This window comes from Amycolatopsis sp. VC5-11 (genome assembly GCF_037034185.1).
Taxonomy (GTDB): domain Bacteria; phylum Actinomycetota; class Actinomycetes; order Mycobacteriales; family Pseudonocardiaceae; genus Amycolatopsis; species Amycolatopsis nivea.
In genome coordinates this window covers 1-16,709 of the sequence record NZ_JBAGKF010000041.1, presented here as the reverse complement: position 1 = coordinate 16,709, position 16,709 = coordinate 1, and the positions used below count along the sequence as shown (strand labels likewise).

Sequence of the window (16,709 nt, the reverse complement as noted above, 5' to 3'; positions counted from 1 at the left end):
CTGCGGAACCGGTTGCACGACGCGATCGCGGAACTGACCGACGACGCGCCGCTGCACCCGGCGGTGAGCATGGCAGGCCCGCTCGACGCGGTGCCCGCCCAGCTGGCCGAGCACGTGGAAGCGGTGGTGCGGGAGGCGGTCAGCAACGCGGTCCGGCACGCAGGCGCGGACACATTGACTGTCTCGGTATCGGCGCGGGACGACGCGGTGCGAGTGACGGTCACCGATGACGGGAAGGGACTCCCGGAGGACGTTTCGCCAAGCGGGCTCGGGAATCTCCGGGAGCGAGCGGAGTCGATGGGCGGCGCCTTCACTCTCGAATCGCACCCCGGCGGCGGGGTGCGGCTGGACTGGTCGGCTCCGCTGCGCTGAGCCCGCGCGTTCTCATCCCGTCGCAGCGGGAATCAACCGCCGCGCTGCTTCCGGCGTGATCACCACGACCGGGCACCGCGAATACCGGACGCAGTCCCGGGAAACGCTGCCCAGCAGCAGTTCCCGCGCCAGGCCAGTCCCGTGTGCACCGACCACCAGCAGATCCGCTTCCGCGGACGCGGTCACCAGTTCCGTCGCCGGGTCGCCGTGCGGCGTGGCGACCGAGACCTCCGGGGCGTTCGGGAATTCCCGCCGGATGGCCGCGATGCGCTGGTACGGCAGGGGTTGGCCGGCCGGCTGACGGCCGTGCGGCTGGAAAGCCAGCGACGTACCGGGAAGCAAGGCTTCCGAGGGGCGCACCACGATGGCATGCACGCGGTCGCCGGGGTGTGCGGCGACCTGAAGGGTCCAGCGCAGCGCGGCGTCGCCGTGCGGCGAACCGTCGACGCCGACGACGATGAGACGGCCGGGAGTGTTCATGGTTCTGCCCCTTTCTCTGGGCTGAAGCCGATCGTGCGACAGGGAACGCGCGCCGGGACAGAGCCGGAGGTCATCGCTGCGCAGGGGGACGTCTGCGGTCCGCGCGATGACTTTCGGCCCCAGCACCGCGTGCCGGAGCGCGGTCAGCATGGACGGGCCGGGGCAACGGATCCCGGCTCCGGGAGTGACCATGAAGACCTCGGCGACCGCAGACCTCGCCCCCTCCGAAACGGCCGCGCTCGTCCAAGCGGTCAGCCGGGCCCCGTCGGTGCACAACAGCCAGCCCTGGCAGTTGCGTGTCCGCGGCGCCGACGTCGACCTCGTCGAGCGCGCTGACGTCGTGTTGCCGTGGCACGATCCCGAGGGCCGCGACCGGCTGCTCTCGTGCGGAGCCGCGCTCGCGAACCTGCAATTGGCCGCGCAGGCACTCAGTCGCGAAATCACCACCTCGTTCCCCGCAGACGCAGACATGGTCGCGACAGTCCACACCAGACCCGGCGAACCCCCGGTTCTCGCGAACCTGGCGCGCTACCACGCGATCGGCCGCCGCCGAAGCTATCGCCGCGAGTTCGCGCCGGAACCCGTGCGCGCCGCAGACCTGGCAGAAATCCTCGACGCGGCCGACGACCCGGCGGTGCACGCCGTGACACCGCCGCATGGCGCAGCGCTCGCGGAGATGCTCGGCTTCGCGACCCGGGTGTTCCGCGCCGACACGGCCTACCAACGAGAACTGGACGCCTGGACCGCGCACACCTTCGGCTCCCGCGCACTGGGCGCGGTCGACGGAGTCCCGGAGGCGGCCCTCGGCGACGCGCCGTTGCCCGCGGCGGGTCTCGTCCGCCGGACGACCCCGGTGCCCGACGATGTCCGGCTGGCCGAACGGCTCGCGGCGGAAACGCTCGTGGTGATCTGCACCGGCGACGACACGCGGCGGGCACACCTCGCCGCGGGCGTCGCGCTCCAGCGGATGTGGCTGGAGGCGACCGTGCACGGCTTGGCCGGGTCGGTCCTCACCCAGCCGCTGCACCTGACCGGCTTCCGGGAACACCTGGCCGATCGCCTCGGCCTTCCCGGACTGCCGCAGGCGATCTTCCGCTGCGGAAACCCGGTTTCGACGGCTCCGCCGTCGCCCCGGCTGCCGCTGGGCGACCTGCTTTGCCATGACGTTCCCGGAGGCCTGGAATGAAGACTGTCATCGAGATCTCCGGACTGTACAAGGCTTTCGGCCGCACTCAAGCGCTGTCCGGACTGGACCTCAGCGTCGAAACGGGTGAGGTGCACGGTTTTCTCGGCCCGAACGGGGCGGGGAAGACGACCGCCTTGCGGCTGCTGCTCGGCCTGGTGCGCGCGGACGCGGGCCGGATGCGGCTGTTCGGAGGCGACCCGTGGCGGGACGCGGTGGCCCTGCACCGGCGGCTGGCCTACGTCCCCGGAGAAGTCGCGCTGTGGCCGAACCTCACCGGCGGCGAGACGATCGATTTCCTCGGCCGGTTGCGCGGCGGCACGGATCCGGTGCGCCGGACGCGTTATCTGGAACTGTTCGAGCTGGACCCGGCGGTCCGGGTGCGCGCGTACTCGAAGGGCAACCGGCAGAAGATCGCCGTGATCGCGGCTCTGGCCGCCGACGCCGAACTGCTGGTGCTTGACGAGCCGACGACCGGCCTGGACCCGCTGATGGCCGAGCAGTTCCGGCAGTGCGTGCGCGAGGAACGCTCGCGGGGCCGGACTGTGTTGCTGTCCAGCCATGTCCTCGCCGAGGCCGAGGCGCTGTGCGACCGGGTGAGCATCCTGCGCGCCGGAAAGGTCGTCGACACCGGGAGCCTCGACCAGTTGCGCCACCTGACCCGGACCTCGCTGACCGTGCGGATGTCCGGGCCCGCGGACGGGCTCGCCCGGCTCGCCGGGGTGCACGATCTCGCCGCCGACGACGGCTTGGTGCGGCTGAGCGTGGACAACGCCGCGTTGAGCGAAGTGCTGGCGGAACTGGGCAGGCGCGAGGTACGCAGCATCGAGAGTCGCCCGCCGACGCTGGAAGAGCTGTTCCTGCGGCACTACCGCGAACCGGAAACGGTGTCCGCGTGAACTCCGTGGCGGGAGCCGGCGCGTTGATCCGGCTCGCCCTTCGCCGGGACCGGGTGCGGCTCCCGGTGTGGATTCTGGTGTCTGCTGCGATGATGGCCGCCGCGGCGGCAGCGACCGCAGATGTGTATCCCACTGACGAGGCGCGTCGCGCGGCGGTGGCGAGCATCAACGCCGTGCCCGCGCTGGTCGCTCTGTACGGCCCGGTCGCCGAGCCGACCGCGGGCGCGGCCGCCGTCTTCAAGCTGACCGCCTTCGGCGCCGCGCTCGTCGCACTCCTGACGGCGCTCACGGTCGTCCGGCACACCCGGGCCGAGGAGGAATCCGGCCACTGGGAGCTGGTGCGCGGCGCGGCGACCGGCCGGCATGCGGGCCTCGCGGCGGGAGGCGCACTGCTGGCAGTGACGGCGCTCGGGCTCGGCGCGGGCGCGGCGGCGGGACTCGTCGCGGCGCGGCTTCCGCCCGGCGGCTCGCTGGCCTTCGGGCTCGGCTGGGCGGGGACGGGGCTCGTTTTCGGGGCGCTGGCCGCGCTCGCGGCGCAGGTCGCACGGAGCGGCCGGGCCGCGTCGGAAATCGCTGTGCTCGCGCTCGTTGTGGCGTACCTGCTGCGTGCGGTGGGGGACGCGACCGGTCCGCGGTGGCTGTCGTGGCTTTCCCCGGTGGGGTGGGTCAGCCTGCTGCGGCCGTTCGCGGGCGACCGGTGGTGGGTGCTGGCGCTTCCGCTCGGAGCGGCCCTGCTGCTGGGGTCGGCGGCGTTCGCCGTTTCCCGGCACCGGGATCTCGGCGCCGGCCTGCTCGCCGTGCGCCCCGGTGCGACGCGGGCCGGACGCCTGTTGTCCGGTCCGGCGGGGCTGGCTTGGCGGCTCGACCGCGGGGCCGTGGGGTACTGGACGCTCGCGTTCGCCGTGCTGGGACTGGTCGTCGGCAATCTTTCCGGTTCACTGGGCACTTTCTTCGCCACCGCACAGGCCAGACAGCTGATCGCCGCGCTCGGCGGGGAGCAGGCGCTGACCGATGCGTTCCTGGCCGCCGAGTTCGGGGTGTCCGGCGTGCTCGTTTCGGCGCTAGCGATCGTGCTCGTCGGACGGTTGCGGGCCGAGGAGTCGAGCGGCCGGGCGGCCGCGGTGCTGGCGGGGCCGGTCGCCCGGGCGCGACTGGCCGGCGGTGCGGTGTCGGTCGCCGTCGCGGCCACGGCGGCGCCTTTGCTCGCCGCCGCCGTCACCGCGGGCCTCACCGGCGGCGGGTCGCGCCTGATCGGAGCGGCGGTCGTCCAACTGCCCGGGGTATGGGTGCTCACCGGGGTCGCGCTCGTGGTCTTCGGGGTCTTTCCCCGGGCGGGCTGGCTGTCCTGGGCGGCGCTGGCGGTGTTCTTGGTCCTGGGCGAGTTCGGCCCGTTGTTCCACGCGCCCGGCTGGGTGCTGGGGATATCGCCGTTCGCGCACCTCCCGCACGTCCCGGGCGGAATCATCGACATCGGGCCGCTGCTGTGGCTCACCGCGGTCGCGGCGCTGCTCGGCGGGGCCGGATTCGCTGCCTTCGGCCGCCGCGACTTGACCGCTTGAGGCCGTTGGTCCCTCCGATTCGGGACCGGCTCCGCTACCTCGCGGCGCCGCCGGAAGCGACGCTCGTTTCACTGCCCCGCGAACCCGGAGACCGCGATGAACACGTTCCTGCCCCTTGCTGTCGACCAAGCGCTCGCGGCTGCCGTGCGCGCGCCGTCCCCGCAGAACACGCAGCCGTGGCGGTTCGTCGTCGACGGTTGCCGGATCGAGGTGCGGCTGGACCGAGACCGCGTCCTTCCGGTCGCCGACCCGGCCGGCCGCGAGGCGCGGCTCGCCTGCGGTGCGGCGCTGTGCAACCTGACGCTCGCTTTGCGGGCCAACGGCGTGCGCAGCCGGGTGCGGACCGTCCCGGACCCAGCCGACCGCGACCTGCTCGCGGTCGTGCAGATCGAGGGGAACGGCCGTCCGTCCACTGTGGACCGCAAGCTCGCCGAAGCGGTCTTCCGGCGGCACACCAACCGGCGTCCGCTGTCCGACCGGGCGGTGCCGGTGGCGGCACGGGCGTTGCTGCGCTCGGCCGCGCTGGGCGAGGGCGGCCAGCTCGAGTTCCTGGACGCTTCGGGCCGGTACACGCAGGTGTCCGCGCTCGTCCGGCGCGCGGAGACCGAACAGGCCACGGACGCGGAGTTCCGGGCAGAGGCCGAGAAATGGACCGGCCGCGAAGCGGATTCCCCGGACGGCGTGCCCACCGCCGCGTTCGGCCCGCCCGCTGACGTTCCCGGCGTAGTGTCGCTGCGCTCGTCGCACGAGAACCGGTCGATCCCGCCGCGGCAGTTCGAGCAGGACCCGGTGCTGGCCGCGGTGATCACTCGCGATCAGGGCGCGGCGGCCGAGGTCCGCGCCGGGATGGTCATGGAACGCGTCCTGCTGACCGCGACCGCGGAGGGGCTCGCGACGTCATTCCTGTCGCAGCCGTTCGAAGCGCGGTCCACGCGCGCGCAGCTGCTGGCGGCCTTCCGCGGTCTCGGACAGGTGCACACGCTGCTGCGCATTGGGTACGGGCTCCCCACCCGGATGACAGCGCGCCGCCCAGCCGCGGAGGTGACGACGGTGCGGAGCGCGCCGGAGGTCCCGGCGTCGTGACTGACGCGCTGGGATAACCCGATCCGCTCAGGACGCCCCAGCGCCGGGAAGCACCCGAAGCACGTCCTGGAAGGTCACCATGCCGACGAGCACCCCGTCGTCCAGCACGGGCAGCGAACGGATCCCGGCCTCGCTCATGCGGCGGGCCAGCTCGCCGCAATCCAGGTCGGCCGCCGCGCACAGAGCCGGGGTCCGCATGACCGCCCCGGCCGTGCGGTGTCCGCCGAGCATCGCGCCGGCGTCCGGGTCCGCCCCGCCGGGGATCCCCGCGCGGATCACGTCCTCCTCGGTCAGCAGGCCCATCAGCCGGCCGCGGCTGTCGACGACCGGCAGTGCGGTGAACCCGTGCCGGGCCATCAGCCGGGCAGCCTCGGGCAACGGCACCGAGGCGGTCACCGCGATTACGGGCGTGGTCATGATGTCGCGCGCGTGCATGGGAGTCTCCGTTCGTCGCGCTCCTGCGTCGACGATCACCCTGAAACCTCGGTGCGCCAAGGGCATTTGGTCCCGGCCGCAGTGCCCTTCCGCGCGGGACCGGCGGCCCGCGCGTCCGGGCGGAATTCCTCTTCGGACGGAACGCTTTCCCGGCGATTCTGGGGGCTGGCAATCCTTACGGAAGGGGCGCGAGATGAACGCGTCAACGGACCGCGTAGTGCGGTGGTGGCACCTGCTCGTCCCCGGGCGCGGTTCGGTGGCCCGGCCCTCGGACCGGTTCCAGTCCGGTCTCCTCCTCGTGGCGGTTCTCGTCGCGCTGGCCGCGGTCCCGTTCGCGGCGGCCGCGGGTTCCGAGCTGTACGCGACCCAGAAACCCGTCTCGGCCGAGCAAGTCGCGCAGCGCAGCAAGGCGACCGCCGTGCTGCTGGCCGACGGCCCGGCGACGACGGTGAGCGGACGCAGCGGCGTCGTCGCGAACTCCGCGCCGACGGACGCGGTCTGGCAGGCTCCCGACGGTTCGCGCCGGGTCGGCAAAGTGGCCGCCGACGAGGGCTCGCGGCGCGGCGACCAGGTCACGATCTGGGTGGACCGAGCCGGAAACCCGGTTCCGCCGCCGCTGACCGCCGCGGCAGTGCTGGTCGACGCGGTATGCGCGACGCTGGGGCTGTGGGTGTCGGTGTGCTTGCTGCTGGCTCTCGTGTACGGCGGCGCGGTGTTCGCGCTGAACCGGCACCGGCTCGCCGAATGGCAGCGCGAATGGGACGCCGAGCAGGAAAAGCGCACCCATCCGTGAGGACGGCCGGTCAGCAGGCCGAGACTGCGAGAGCGCGGGCGACGCACGAGTGCGGCTCCTCCGTCAACGGAGGGGCCGCACCCGTGCGTCGCTTCCGGGCCGGGCACCGCGCTTCGCGAGATCATTGACGGTCCCGTGCACAGCGAGATCAGTGGACATCCGCCCGCCAGAACCGTGGCCGAGCACGCGTTCGGTCTGCGAGGCAGGGGGACGGGGCAAGTGAGCCGCTCCGGACCAGCGGTCGCGAAGCGGCTGAAGCGTGGGAAGTCCGGATGCCGACGAGAAGGATTTCGCTGCCGCACGGAACGTACCGCCGGTGCCGAGCCCGAATTCGTCGAGCGCGGCGAATGGCTCAGTCACGCCGTGCTCGACGGCGGTCGCAGCGACGTGCGCGCACCACTGCGGCTCGGCCTCGCGTCTCCGCTCAGTGCCGGAGAGCTTCGCGGCGGCGGTCGTACTCGTCCTGGTCGATCTCGCCGCGGGCGAACCGCTGCCGCAGAATCGCGGTGGCAGGGTCGGCGTCCGGCACGGAGCCGGACGGGCGGCGGACGAGAAGCGCGGTGACCACGGCGATCGCGGCGAGCAGCGCGACGGCCACGATGCTCATCACGACCGGCCCGACCCATTCGGCGGCGGTTCCGTAGTGCCAGTACATCATCGGGTTCTCCTCGGCTAGGGCCGGTCGCGGCGAACGGCGGCTTCGAGCGGCTGGAGTACGTCGCCGATCTCGCGCCGCGGAGTCGCGGGCAGCGGGTCCGCGTTGGCCGGAGCCCAGCCGACGCGCAGGACCATCTGCGGGAAGGCGCCGGACGTGACCTTCCGCTCGACCGTGCGGCGCACGTCGGGCAGTTCGAGCGGCTCGGTCAGCGGGCAGGTGGCGAGGCCGAACCGGGTCGCGGTGAGCAGCGCAGCGCTCGTCGCTTCCCCGGCGCGCAGCCGGGACATCCGGTCGTCGGACGCGGTGCTCAGCACGAGCAGCACTGTCTCGTCATCCTCGCCGGCCGCTCCGGCGGCTTCGGACAGTTCCGGGTCCGCGAACTGGCGGCCGGGCAGCGCACCGGGAGTCAGGTCGGGCATGGGGGTGTTACGGGACGGGACGCCGTCCGGGGACACGTGCCGTCCGCTCCAGGCGGCGAGTTCGATCCGGTAGGCGGGATCGCGGCGGTGCCGCAGCGACGCCTCCTCGACCGCGGTGGCCAGGTAGTAGCGCTCGGCGTCTTCGGCAACGCGCAGTACGACGCCTTCATCCGCGACCGCTTCGGCCATGCTCTCCAGATGTCCGCGGGGCACGTGCCACGAACTGTGCCGTCGGCGGTCGGTGCGGCGGCGGGGAATCGCGGCGGCGAGCGCGACCTCGTCGAGAGTCGGCTCGTGGCGGTGAAGTTCGATGGACGCCAGGTGGTCCGGTTCCGCGGGGTTGGGCAGCCGGTGCACTTCGGCGCTCCAGCCGAGCGCGGCGAAGGCGACACGTGCGTGGTGCAGCGCGGCCCCGCAGCTGATCATCAGGTCCCGCCCGTCCGGGTCGGTCTGGACGAGCTGCCGCGACGGATCGGCGTACAGGTGCAGGGACCGGTGCCCGACCGCGAATCGCCACGGCTGGGAGTTGTGCACCGACGGCGCGCGGACGGCCATCCCGACCGCGGTGGTGACGGTGTAGTCGTCGGGGAGTCCGCGTTCCATGGCGACCTGCCTTGTCGTCTCGTCCAGTGATGCGTCGACGGTGACAGTCGCGGCGGGACCCGGGACAGAGCCGGAATTCCCCGGGCGCAGGGACTTTCGCCGGTCGTCGTCCGCCGCGGTGACCTTCGCGGGCGCGCCCGGACCGAAAGACCTCTGCCGTCGCCGGTCGCTCGCGAGGTTGCATGACAACCCGATGGGGGCGTCGCGGCGACAGGAGCGAAATGTCCAGAGCACACGAAACAGACCCGGCCGAGTCACGGAGCCGGGCACTCGGCCTGACCTCGGCGACCGGATTGGTGGCGGGCAGCGTGATCGGCACCGGCGTGTTCACCATGCCCGCCGTGCTGGCCGGCGCGGGAACGAGTTCGCTGCTGGTGCTCGGCGTGGTCGCCGTCGGCGCCGCGGTGCTGGCTGTCCTCTTCGGACAGTTGACGAAACGCACGCCGAATTCCGACGGCGGCCTGTACGCCTACGCCCGCCGCGAGTTCGGCGATTTCGCCGGCTATCTGGTCGGCTGGTGCTACTGGGTTTCCGCGTGGGCAGGCAACGCCGCGATCGTCGCGTCGTGGGTGCTCTACGTCGAAGCCCTCTTCGGCATCGAACATCCCTCGACCTGGGTCGACCTCGGCATCGCGCTGGCCGGGCTGTGGATCCCGGCCGCGGTCAACCTCGCGGGCGTGCGGCAGATGGCGTGGTTCCAGAACACCACCGTGGTGCTGAAGTTCCTGCCGCTGCTCTTCGTGGGCGTGGTGGGCTGGTTCTTCGTGTCGAAGGGCAATTTCGGCGCGTTCAACACGTCCGGCGGGAGCCTTTACACCGCGATCGGGATCGCCGCGGGCGTCGCGCTGTTCGCGTTCATCGGGGTCGAAGTCGCGGCGGTCACGGCGAAACGGGTGCGCGAGCCGGGACGGAACGTCGGGCGCGCCTCGCTGCTGGGCACCGCCGCCAGCGCGGTGGTCTACCTCGCGGTGTCCGCGGCGGTGATGGGACTCGTCCCGCACGACGTGCTGGTTTCGAGCGGAACCCCGTTCGTGCCCGCGTTCGAGGCGATCCTGCCGGGCGGCGGCTGGGCCGGGAAACTCGTCGCCGCGCTCGCCGTGGTCTCGGGGATCGGCGCGCTGAACGGCTGGACCCTGGTGACCACTGAGGTGTCGCGCGCCGCGGCGGCCGACGGGCTGTTCCCGCGGGCGTTCGCCTGGGCCGACCGCAAGGACACCGCGTGGTTCGGCATCCTGCTGGCCGCGCTGCTGCCGTCGCTGCTGATGGTGTGGCGCTACACCTCGGGCACCGGGCTGGCGGTGTTCTCGTTCCTGGTGAACCTGGCCGTCGTCACGGTCGCCATCCCGTACTTCTTCTCCGCCTGCGCGCAGCTGGCCTACCTCGTGTCCCGCCGGCGCCAGGTGCACGGCTGGCTGCTGGCCCGCGACCTCGGCATCACCGCCGCCGCGGTGCTTTTCTCCCTGTGGGTGACCTTCGCCGCCGGCTACGCCGCGGTGTACGAGGCGATGCTCGTGCTGCTGGTGGGTCTCGTCCTGCACGCGGTGCTCAAGGGCCGGGCGGCGGCGCACGGCAAGCGCGAGACACCGGCCGAGGAGACCGGTGAGCAATGGCCGCGCGCAGCTTGACTCCGACCGACACGACGAAAGGCACCGCGTCCATGAGCTTCGCAGTCGCGTCCGAAACCGGCCGCCTCCGACAGGTGATCCTGCACCGCCCGGGCACCGAACTCTCCCGGCTGACCCCGCGCAACGTCCACGAACTGCTCTTCGACGACGTCATGTGGGCGAAGAAAGCGAAGGAGGAACACGACGTCTTCGCCGAGGCGCTGCGCGAGCAAGGCGTGCGAGTGCACTACTTCGACCGGCTGCTCGCCGAAAGCCTGGACGTTCCCGAAGGCCGCGCGTTCGTGCTCGACCGGGTCTGCACCCCGCGAACCGTCGGCCCGGCACTGGCTCCGACGCTGCGGAAACTGTTCGACGACCTCGACAGCACGAGTCTCGCCGAATCGCTGATCGGCGGCGTCCTGAAAGCGGACCTGCATCCGCTGCGCACCAGCAGCCTGAAATGGCACACCCTGCGGGCCGACGACTTCGTGCTGCCGCCGTTGCCGAATCACCTGTTCCCGCGCGACAACTCCTGCTGGATCTACGGCGGCGTCTCGATCAACCCGATGGCGAAACCTGCGCGGCAGCGGGAAACCCTGCATGCCCAGGCGATCTACCGCTATCACCCGCAATTCGCCGGAGCGTCGTTCGCGAGCTACTTCGGCGACGACGACTACTTCCCGGCGACGGTGGAAGGCGGTGACGTGCACGTCCTGGGCGACGGCGCGGTCCTCGTCGGCATGGGGGAGCGGACCACGCCGATGGCTGTCGAACTGCTCGCTCGCGCGCTGTTCGACAGCGGCCAGGCGCACACGGTGCTTGCGGTCGAACTGCCCCGTTCGCACGCGACGATGCACTTGGACACGCTGATGACGATGGTCGACGCGACGACCTTCGTCCTCTACCCGTACTTCGACCGGCAGTTGCGCTCGTGGACTGTCACCGCGGGCGCCGAGCCCGGTGCGCTGGAGGTCCGGCAGAACGACAGCCTCTGGAGCAGCCTCAGCCGGACGCTCGGCGTCGAGCGGGTCACCGTGTTGTCCACCCACGAGGACGTCCGTGCGGCAGAGCGGGAACAGTGGGACGACGGCAACAACTATCTCGCGGTCGCGCCGGGTGTCGTCGTTGGCTACGACCGCAACGTCGCCACGAACACCATGCTGCGCAAGAACGGCATCGAGGTGATCACCGTGCCCGGCGGCGAACTCGGCCGCGGCCGGGGCGGCCCGCGCTGCATGAGCTGCCCGATCGAACGCGACCCCGCGTGACCACCCCCGACACTCAGGAGCACTTGATGAATCTGCACGGCCGCAACCTGCTCAAGGACGCCGACCTCACCGCGAGCGAATTCCGTTCCGTCGTGGAATTCGCGGCCCGGCTCCGCCAGGAAAAGCGAGCCGGGGCACGGACGAAGCGCCTCGCCGGGCGCAACATCGCGCTGGTCTTCGAGAAAAGCTCGACGCGCACCCGGTCCGGATTCGAGGTCGCCGCCCACGACGAGGGCGCGCACATCACCTATCTCGGCCCCGAGGAATCCCACCTCGGCCACAAAGAGTCCGTCAAGGACACCGCCCGCGTGCTCGGCCGCATGTTCGACGGCATCGAATTCCGCGGCTCGTCGCAGGAAGCGGTCGAAACGCTCGGCACCTACGCCGGGGTCCCGGTGTGGAACGGGCTGACCGACACCTGGCATCCGACACAGCTGCTGGCCGACGTCCTCACCATGCGCGACCACGCGCCGGGCTCCCTCGACGACGTGTCGTGCTGCTACCTCGGCGACGGCCGCAACAACGTCGCGAACTCGCTGCTCGTCGCCGGTGCGCTGCTGGGCCTCGATGTGCGCATCTGCGCGCCGGAACCGTTGTGGCCGAAGGAAGAGATCCGGCGGATCGCCGCGGGCCTCGCCCGTGAATCGGGCGCGAAAATCCTCGTGTCCGACGACGTGACGGAGGCCGTGCACGCCGCCGACTTCCTCTACACCGACGTCTGGCTGTCGATGGGCGAACCGGAGGAAGCGTGGGGCGCGCGGATCGAACAGCTGCTGCCGTACCAGGTCAACGCCAAGGTCGTGGCCGCGACCGGGAACCCGGCGGTGAAATTCCTGCACTGCCTGCCCGCGCTGCACGGCCGGGACACGTCGGTCGGGCAGCGGCTCGGCGAACGGTACGGGCTCGACGCCCTCGAGGTCACCGACGAGGTCTTCGAATCGGCGGCGTCGGTCGTGTTCGACCAGGCGGAGAATCGCATGCACACCATCAAGGCCGTCATGGCCGCTACGGTGGGAGCATGAGGATCGTCGCGGCGCTCGGCGGGAACGCGCTGCTCGAACGCGGGGAACCGGCCGAATCCGACATCCAGGAGGAGCACGTCCTCGCCGCCGCCGAAGCACTCGCGCCGGTGGCCCGGGAACATGAACTCGTCCTGACCCACGGCAACGGTCCGCAGGTCGGCCTGCTCGCGGTCGAGAGCGAGCGCGATCCGGCGCTGCGCAGGCCGTATCCGTTCGACGTCCTCGGCGCGCAGACCCAAGGGATGATCGGCTACTGGCTCGTGCAGGCCCTGCAGAACGCCTGCGGGCGGCCGGTGGCCGGGCTGATGAGCCGCACGCTGGTGCGCGCCGACGATCCGGCTTTCGCGGACCCGGCCAAGTTCGTCGGCCCGGTGTACGACCGCGCGACGGCCGAGCGGCTAGCCACCGAACGCGGGTGGGACGTCCGCCCGGACGGCGCCGCGTGGCGGCGGGTGGTGCCGTCGCCCGAACCCGTCGAGCTGATCGAACTGCCCCTCGTGAAGACCCTGATGGAGGCCGGTGCGATCGTGGTCTGCGCGGGCGGCGGCGGGGTCCCGGTGGCCGCCGCCGAAGGAGGCTTGCGGGGCGTCGAGGCGGTCGTGGACAAGGACCTGACCGCGGCACTCGTCGCACGCGAGATCGGTGCCGACGCGCTGTTGCTGCTGACCGATGTCGAATCGGTACAAGACGATTACGGCACGCCGCGGGCCCGGCCGATCCGTGAAGTCAGCAGCCGCGAATTGCGTTCCCGGCGCTTCCCGGCCGGTTCCATGGGGCCCAAGGTCGACGCCGCGTGCCGGTTCGTCGAGAACGGCGGCAAGTTCGCCGCGATCGGCAAGCTGACCGCGGCGGGCGAACTGGCGGCGGGAACGGCCGGGACGATCGTCCGCGCGTGAGACCGGGATTCAGCCGACGAGCGCCCAGGCGAGCACCAGCCCGCCGGAGTTGGTGGCCAGGTGCACCAGCATCGGGGCGAGCAGCCCGCGGCCGGTGTAGCGCCACCAGCAAAGGAACACGCCCGCTCCGGCCGCGGCGACCATCGCCAGCACGGAGATCGTCGCGAGCGGAAGCCCGCCGACGGTCTGGTGGACGGCCGCGTTCTGGGTGAGGGCGAGGGAAGGCAGCAGATGCCACAGCCCGAACAACGCGGACGCGCCGAGCACCGGCCACCAGCGCCACCGCTCGCCCGCGCCGAGCAGCGCCGGGAGCACGCCGCGGAAGGCGATTTCCTCGATCAGCACGGTGCCGAGCGGGATGCGCACCAGCGCGAGCCACATCAGCTGCCCGAATCCCGGCGAACCGATCCGGCCGTCGTGGAACAGCACGCGCAGCGCCGGGATCGCGGCGGCGAGACCGAACCCGAACGCCACGACCGCGAAGCCGCCGAGCCCGAACCACAGCATCCGGCGCGTGTGCCGCCGGCTGAATCCGATCTCGGCCCATCCGACGCCGGCGAATCGGGCGAGGGCCAGGAGCCCGGCGGCGGCGACCGCGCCGCAGACCGGGTAGGCCCAGCCGGGCAGCACCCGGTTGGCCAGCACGGTGGCCGCCGCCAGCAGCAGCACCGCGGCGACGACGGCAAGAGCACGACGCCGGAAAGCAGTGACTTCCGGCAGTTTCGGGACAACCGCGGCAACAGACATCGTGATTCCAGTGTGCCCTCGGAAAGGGACAATGGCGATGACGACCAAGGAACGCGAACCGTATCTCGACTTCCTGCGTGCGGTCAGCCTGATCGTCGTCGTACTGTGGCACTGGGCGTTCACGATCCTGCACTGGACCCCGACCGGGCCGCAGCCCACGAACCCGCTCGCATACTTCCGGGGCTTGTGGGTGCTCACCTGGTTCCTGCAGGTGCTGCCGGTGTTCTTCTACGTCGGCGGGTCGGTGCACCTGGCGTCCTGGCAGCGCGCCCGCGCCGGCGGCCAGTCGCGGGGTTCGTACGTCTGGCACCACGTCAAGGAACTGGTGACTCCAGCCGGGGTGCTGATCCTTTTCTGGGCCGCCCTCGGCGTCGTGCTGACCCAGACGCTCGGGGTGCGATGGGTCGGCGGCGCGGTGCTGCTGGTCCTCAGCCCGCTGTGGTTCCTCGCGGTCTACGTCGGCCTGCTCCTGCTGCTGCCGGTCATGGCATGGCTGCACGAACGGTTCGACGTCCTCGTGCTGGTCTGGCTCGGCGGGGTCGCCCTACTGGTCGACGTCCTGCGGCTGCGCTTCGGCTGGTCGGAGGTGAGCTGGGTGAACGTGGCCGCGGTGTGGGGCTTGGCGTATCAGGCGGGGTTCTTCCATCACCGCATCGTCGCCGCGTCGCGGCACGTCGCCGGGGCGCTGTTGTGGGCGGGCTCGTTCGCCCTCGCAGGACTGGTGCTGTCGGGCTTGTATCCCGGTTCGATGGTGGGGGTGCCGGGGGAGCGGATGTCGAACATGTCCCCGCCGACGTTCGTCATCGTCGCCCTGCTGGCCTTCCAAGCCGGGCTGTGCGAGGTGCTGCGTCCGGCCGTAGAGCGCGCATTGGCCAAGCCGCGCTGGCAGCGGGCGACGGCGGTGTTCACCAGATACGCGTTGCCGTTGTTTCTCTTCCACACCACCGGAATGGCCCTGGCCCGAGCGGTTGTGTACTTCGGCTTCGACCGGCAGTTAGCCGACGACCGCGCCCCGGACTGGATCTGGTGGGCTGAACGCCCGCTCGCGATCCTCGGCCCGCTGGTGTTCAGCGTCCCACTGATCGCCTTCTTTGGGCGGTGGCAGGCAGTGCACCGCGCGAACAACCCGGGAACATCGCGGTGAAGCTGGCGACAGCAGGGCGTCGAAATCGCTCGGAGGCTCCGATTTTTCAGCTGGGGCGCATCAAGTCGTGCTGGGTTGTCCGTATCTGTTTTGGTTGGCAGGGGGGTGCGCATGATCGAGCCCGGCCCAGCACAGGCTGGGGGCGAGCGGCCAGCCTGTGCTGGGCCGGCCGGCGACAAGGTGGGCGGCGGTCCTTCCTCCCGGCAGCGAGGCGACGAAGCCCCGGCAGTCCGAAGGGTGCGCGATCCGGCCGGGCGGGAGCGGTCAGCGGTCGCCGATTTCGATGAGCGATCGGGCGCCGTGGCCGGACGCCATCCGTTCGAAGGCGGCGGGCACGTCCGCGAGGGAGATCCGGTGCGTCACGAGGCCGGCGAGGTCGAGGTCGCCGGCGACTACTTCGCCCGCCAGTTGCGGGATGTCTTTCTCCGGATCCGAGTCGCCGTAGATCGAACTGGTCAGCGTGCGCGCGAAATGGAAGAGCTCGAGCGGGTTGAACACCACCTGCTGGTCGCGTCCGCCGACACCGACGACGGTGCATTGACCGCCTCGGCGCACCGAACCCCAGGCCGTCCGGATCGTCGCGGCCGCGCCGACGCATTCGAACGCGTGGTCCACGCCTCGCCCGTCGGTCAGCCCGCGCACCTGCTTGGCGAGTTTGTCGTCGCTCACCAGGAAATCCGTCGCACCGGCGGCTCGGGCGAGCGACTCCTTCTCCGCGGAGACGTCGGCTGCGATGATCTGCGCGGCGCCAGCGAGCCTCGTGCCGAGAACCGCGGACAAGCCGATTCCGCCGAGACCGAGCACGAGCACGCTCTGTCCTTTTCGGACCTTCGCGGTGTTGCGCACCGCGCCGACCCCGGTGAGCACCGCACAGCCCAGCAGCGCGGCCAAATCCAGCGGGCCCCCGTCCGGCAGCGGGACGACCGACCTGGCCGGAAGCACGATTTCCTCCGCGAACCCGCCGATTCCCATGCAGGCGTGCAGTTGCGTGCCGTCGGCGAGTTCGCCGCGCGGCACGCTGGTGACTCCTTCGATCGCGCTGCAGAGCCAGGGCTCGTCATGGACGCAGAACCAGCATTCTCGGCACGGCGCGGCCCAGTTCAGAACGACGCGGTCGCCTTCGCGCACACTGGTGACCTCGGGTCCGGTTTCGGCTACGACTCCGGAAGCTTCATGCCCGAGAACGACCGGGTACTGCGGGGCAATGGTCCCGTTGACCATGGACAGGTCGGAGTGGCAGACACCGGCGGCGGCGATCCGGACACGCACGTCCTGCGGGCCGAGAGCGGGCAGTTCGACGTCGCGGACTTCCGGGGCGGCGCCCTGCTCGACGACTACGACAGCTTTGACCACAATGGTTTCCTCGGTTCGATGGGGAGCGGCTTCAGAGCTGGATGGATTTGAGTTCGGTGAACTCGTCGAGTGCGGCGCGGCCCATTTCGCGGCCGATGCCGGATTGCTTGTAGCCGCCGAAGGGGGCGAGCGGGTTGTAGGCGCCGCCGTTGACGTCGATCTGCCCGGTGCGGACCTTGCGCGCGAAGGCC

Annotated in this window: 18 protein-coding genes; 11 read left to right on the top strand and 7 right to left on the bottom strand. The window is 71.4% G+C overall.

Translation table 11 applies throughout. The features are described 5' to 3' along the window. Positions 1 to 372 (top strand): sensor histidine kinase (locus tag WA670_RS44830; RefSeq protein WP_336162264.1); only part of this gene is annotated, 372 nt, incomplete at its 5' end. Between the two features lie 12 nt (positions 373 to 384). Here WA670_RS44830 and WA670_RS44825 read toward each other — a convergent pair. Then, on the bottom strand, positions 385 to 852 hold the full coding sequence (locus WA670_RS44825) for a universal stress protein (protein ID WP_134734580.1): 468 nt from the start codon (positions 850 to 852) through the stop codon (positions 385 to 387). A 106-nt stretch (positions 853 to 958) separates the two neighbouring features. Here WA670_RS44825 and WA670_RS44820 point away from each other — a divergent pair, with 106 nt between their 5' ends. The 4 genes from WA670_RS44820 to WA670_RS44805 all read left to right on the top strand — a co-directional run bounded on the left by WA670_RS44820 (position 959) and on the right by WA670_RS44805 (position 5,576). Continuing rightward, positions 959 to 2,038, top strand: coding sequence for an Acg family FMN-binding oxidoreductase (locus tag WA670_RS44820; protein ID WP_336162262.1), 1,080 nt, complete (start codon positions 959 to 961; stop codon positions 2,036 to 2,038). Beyond that, a complete protein-coding gene (locus tag WA670_RS44815) occupies positions 2,035 to 2,934 on the top strand; it encodes an ABC transporter ATP-binding protein (RefSeq protein WP_336162260.1) in 900 nt (299 codons plus the stop codon). The genes WA670_RS44820 and WA670_RS44815 overlap by 4 nt, the downstream gene beginning before the upstream one ends. Beyond that, entirely contained in the window at positions 2,931 to 4,493 is a 1,563-nt protein-coding gene (locus WA670_RS44810; protein WP_336162259.1) for an ABC transporter permease, read from the top strand. The genes WA670_RS44815 and WA670_RS44810 overlap by 4 nt, the downstream gene beginning before the upstream one ends. Positions 4,494 to 4,589: 96 nt before the next feature. Beyond that, positions 4,590 to 5,576 (top strand): Acg family FMN-binding oxidoreductase, encoded by a 987-nt coding sequence (locus WA670_RS44805; RefSeq protein ID WP_134734582.1) that lies wholly within the window; start codon positions 4,590 to 4,592, stop codon positions 5,574 to 5,576. 27 nt (positions 5,577 to 5,603) lie between these two features. Here WA670_RS44805 and WA670_RS44800 read toward each other — a convergent pair whose 3' ends face one another. Further along, the gene (locus WA670_RS44800) at positions 5,604 to 6,011 is read right to left on the bottom strand and encodes a CBS domain-containing protein (protein ID WP_134734583.1); all 408 of its coding nucleotides are present in this window, start codon (positions 6,009 to 6,011) and stop codon (positions 5,604 to 5,606) included. Positions 6,012 to 6,204: 193 nt separating this feature from the next. On the opposite strand from WA670_RS44800, the gene WA670_RS44795 reads away from it, so the two are divergent. Next, entirely contained in the window at positions 6,205 to 6,804 is a 600-nt protein-coding gene (locus WA670_RS44795; RefSeq protein ID WP_134734584.1) for an Rv1733c family protein, read from the top strand. A 424-nt stretch (positions 6,805 to 7,228) separates the two neighbouring features. On the opposite strand, the gene WA670_RS44790 is transcribed toward WA670_RS44795, so the two are convergent. Both WA670_RS44790 and WA670_RS44785 read right to left on the bottom strand, forming a co-directional pair. Next, a complete protein-coding gene (locus WA670_RS44790; protein ID WP_134661400.1) occupies positions 7,229 to 7,462 on the bottom strand; it encodes an SHOCT domain-containing protein in 234 nt (77 codons plus the stop codon). Between the two features lie 14 nt (positions 7,463 to 7,476). After that, complete coding sequence (locus WA670_RS44785) at positions 7,477 to 8,484, bottom strand: Acg family FMN-binding oxidoreductase (RefSeq protein WP_336162255.1); 1,008 nt, start codon at positions 8,482 to 8,484, stop codon at positions 7,477 to 7,479. Between the two features lie 221 nt (positions 8,485 to 8,705). Here WA670_RS44785 and WA670_RS44780 point away from each other — a divergent pair, with 221 nt between their 5' ends. From WA670_RS44780 to WA670_RS44765, 4 genes are read left to right on the top strand one after another with little or no spacing between them, the layout of a single operon-like run. Then, entirely contained in the window at positions 8,706 to 10,109 is a 1,404-nt protein-coding gene (locus WA670_RS44780) for an amino acid permease (RefSeq protein WP_238606332.1), read from the top strand. A 32-nt stretch (positions 10,110 to 10,141) separates the two neighbouring features. Beyond that, positions 10,142 to 11,356 carry an arginine deiminase gene (locus WA670_RS44775; RefSeq protein ID WP_238608339.1) on the top strand — a complete coding sequence of 405 codons (1,215 nt, stop codon included), beginning with the start codon at positions 10,142 to 10,144 and terminating at the stop codon, positions 11,354 to 11,356. Positions 11,357 to 11,382: 26 nt separating this feature from the next. Then, entirely contained in the window at positions 11,383 to 12,378 is a 996-nt protein-coding gene (argF, locus tag WA670_RS44770; RefSeq protein ID WP_238606333.1) for an ornithine carbamoyltransferase, read from the top strand. Continuing rightward, positions 12,375 to 13,274 (top strand): carbamate kinase, encoded by a 900-nt coding sequence (locus WA670_RS44765; protein ID WP_037806029.1) that lies wholly within the window; start codon positions 12,375 to 12,377, stop codon positions 13,272 to 13,274. The genes argF and WA670_RS44765 overlap by 4 nt, the downstream gene beginning before the upstream one ends. A 9-nt stretch (positions 13,275 to 13,283) precedes the next feature. Here WA670_RS44765 and WA670_RS44760 read toward each other — a convergent pair whose 3' ends face one another. Further along, entirely contained in the window at positions 13,284 to 14,021 is a 738-nt protein-coding gene (locus WA670_RS44760) for a CPBP family intramembrane glutamic endopeptidase (protein WP_134728380.1), read from the bottom strand. Positions 14,022 to 14,058: 37 nt separating this feature from the next. Between WA670_RS44760 and WA670_RS44755 the strand changes: the two genes are divergently transcribed. Further along, on the top strand, positions 14,059 to 15,165 hold the full coding sequence (locus WA670_RS44755) for an acyltransferase family protein (protein ID WP_336162247.1): 1,107 nt from the start codon (positions 14,059 to 14,061) through the stop codon (positions 15,163 to 15,165). A 264-nt stretch (positions 15,166 to 15,429) separates the two neighbouring features. On the opposite strand, the gene WA670_RS44750 is transcribed toward WA670_RS44755, so the two are convergent. Next, on the bottom strand, positions 15,430 to 16,518 hold the full coding sequence (locus tag WA670_RS44750; RefSeq protein WP_336162245.1) for an alcohol dehydrogenase catalytic domain-containing protein: 1,089 nt from the start codon (positions 16,516 to 16,518) through the stop codon (positions 15,430 to 15,432). 31 nt (positions 16,519 to 16,549) lie between these two features. Then, the coding region (locus WA670_RS44745; protein WP_336162266.1) for an aldehyde dehydrogenase family protein at positions 16,550 to 16,709 on the bottom strand (160 nt) is incomplete at its 5' end.